The sequence below is a fragment of the Micromonospora orduensis genome, assembly GCF_006228125.1.
In the GTDB taxonomy this organism is placed as follows: domain Bacteria; phylum Actinomycetota; class Actinomycetes; order Mycobacteriales; family Micromonosporaceae; genus Micromonospora; species Micromonospora orduensis.
Window position 1 is genome coordinate 1 of sequence record NZ_VDFY01000029.1, and the last position, 2334, is coordinate 2334.

Here is a 2334-nt window from a genome sequence, read left to right on the forward strand (position 1 = left end):
GACCCACCCCGCCCGCGCCCCGGTGATCAAGAGGTTCGCGTCGGATGAAGGCCCGTTTCTGACGCAAACCTCTTGATCACCGCTGCGAAGGGCCTGGTGGGGGGCCGTGAAGTTGCTGACAGTCCGGCCGCGGGGGTGGTCGGTTGGCGGTTTTTGTGGCAATCCTGGGTTGCATGGCCGCCCCCCGCTCGCCGCTGTCGCGGCTGTTCACCGTGCTGCTCGCCGGCCTTCTGGCCGGGTTGGTCCTGGCAGTCGCCGCGCTGCCGGGCAACCTGATGCTCGGGTTCGCCGCCCGCTCGGCGCTCGGGTCGTACGCCGCGTTGCCCGACTCGCTGCGCACCCCGGCCACCCCGCAGCGGTCGTACGTCTACGCCAACGACGGCAGGACGCTGATCACCACGTTCTACGACGTGAACCGCACCGACGTCGCGCTGGAGGACATCGCCCCGGTGATGCGGCAGGCCATCGTGGCGGCCGAGGACCGGCGCTTCTACGACCACGGCGGCGCTGACCTGCGCGGCCTGGCCCGGGCGCTGGTCGCCAACGTCAAGGGCGGCGGCACCGAGCAGGGCGGCTCGACGCTGACCATGCAGTACGTCCGGAACGTCCTGAAGACCGACCCCGCCCGCACCGCCGAGGAGCGGGCCGCCGCGACCGACCCCACCATCGGGCGCAAGATCCAGGAGATCCGGTACGCGGGCGCGTTGGAGAAGAGCCTCGGCAAGGACGAGATCCTCGACCGGTACCTGAACATCGCCTACTTCGGCTCCGGCGCGTACGGGATCGCGGCGGCCAGCCAGCGCTACTTCGGCAAGGCCCCGGCGCAGCTGACCCTCGCCGAGTCGGCGCTGCTCGCCGGCCTGGTGCAGTCCCCGGACGCGTACAGCCCCATCGACGGCGACAAGGACGCGGCGCTCGCCCGCCGGTCGTACGTGCTGGACTCGATGGTCGCCACCGGCGCGGTCACCGCCGCCCAGGCCGCGCAGACCAAGGCGGAGCCGCTGACCCTGCGCCCCACCGCGCAGCCCAACGGCTGCACCGCCGTGTCCCAGGGCCACGACGACTGGGGCTACTTCTGCGACTACCTGCGCCGCTGGTGGCTGACCCAGCCGGCGTTCGGGGCCACCGTGGCGGAGCGTGAGCAGGCCCTGCGCTCGGGCGGCTACACCGTGGTCACCTCGTTGGATCCCACGGTCCAGGCCACCGCCCAGCAGCAGGCCACCAAGGTCTACGGGTACGACAACAAGCGCGCCCTGCCGATCGCGGCCGTGCAGCCGGGCACCGGTCGGGTGCTGGCGATGGCCGTCAACCGGCACTACAGCCTCGCGGACAACCCGGCCGGCCAGCCGAACTACCCGAACACCGTCAACCCGTTGATCTCCGGTGGGGCCAGCGTCGACGGGTACCAGGCGGGGTCGACGTTCAAGCTGTTCACCATGCTCGCCGCGCTGGAGTCGGGCCGTACCCTCTCCACCGGCTTCGACGCGCCCGCCAAGCTGCCCACCCGGTACCCGGCCGAGGGGCCGGGCAGCTGCGACGGCCGCTGGTGCCCGGCGAACGCCAACCCGGACTGGATGGACGGGTACCGGATGATGTGGGACGGCTTCGGCCGCTCGGTGAACACCTACTTCGTCTGGCTGGCCGAGCAGGTCGGCCAGGACAAGGTGGTCGAGATGGCGCAGCGCCTCGGCATCACGTTCCGCGCCGACTCGGACGCCGCGTTCGCCAGGGACAACGCCGCGAACTGGGGTTCGTTCACCCTTGGCGTGGCCGCCACCACCCCGCTGGACCTGGCCAACGCCTACGCCACAGTGGCCGCCGAGGGCACGTACTGCACGCCGGTGCCGGTGGTCTCGGTGACCGACGCGAAGGGCGAGAAGGTGCCGGTGGGGGAGCCCTCCTGCAAGCGGGTCCTCGACGCCGACGTGGCCCGCGCCGCGACCGACGCCGCCCGGTGCCCGGTGGGGCAGCAGTCGCCGTACGGTCAGTGCAACGGCGGCACCGCCACCGGGGTGAACGACATCCTCGACGGCCGACCGGTGGCCGGCAAGACCGGCAGCTCGGAGCAGAACGCCACCGAGACGTTCGTCGGCTTCACCCCGCAGGTGGCCGTGGCCGGCATCGCCGCCAACCCGGACGACCCGGCCGACTCGGTGGGCTCGGCGGTGCAGACCAAGGTGATCGACGCGGTCGCCCGGGTCATCGCCACCGCCGTCAAGGGCCAGCCGGAGAAGGCGTTCGTCGCGCCGAGCGCGGGTCCTGGTCCGGGGTGGGCTGCTGGCGCTCGGGGACTGCAGGGCGCTCCGCTGGGCGGCGGGGCTCGCCGGCCAGTGG

1 protein-coding gene is annotated in these 2334 nt (G+C 72.5%); it reads left to right on the plus strand.

Features of this window, described 5'->3' with window-relative positions:
* Window positions 1-173 precede the first annotated feature (173 nt).
* On the plus strand, window positions 174-2334 hold a 2161-nt coding region (locus FHG89_RS00205; RefSeq protein WP_244295043.1), incomplete at its 3' end, for a transglycosylase domain-containing protein.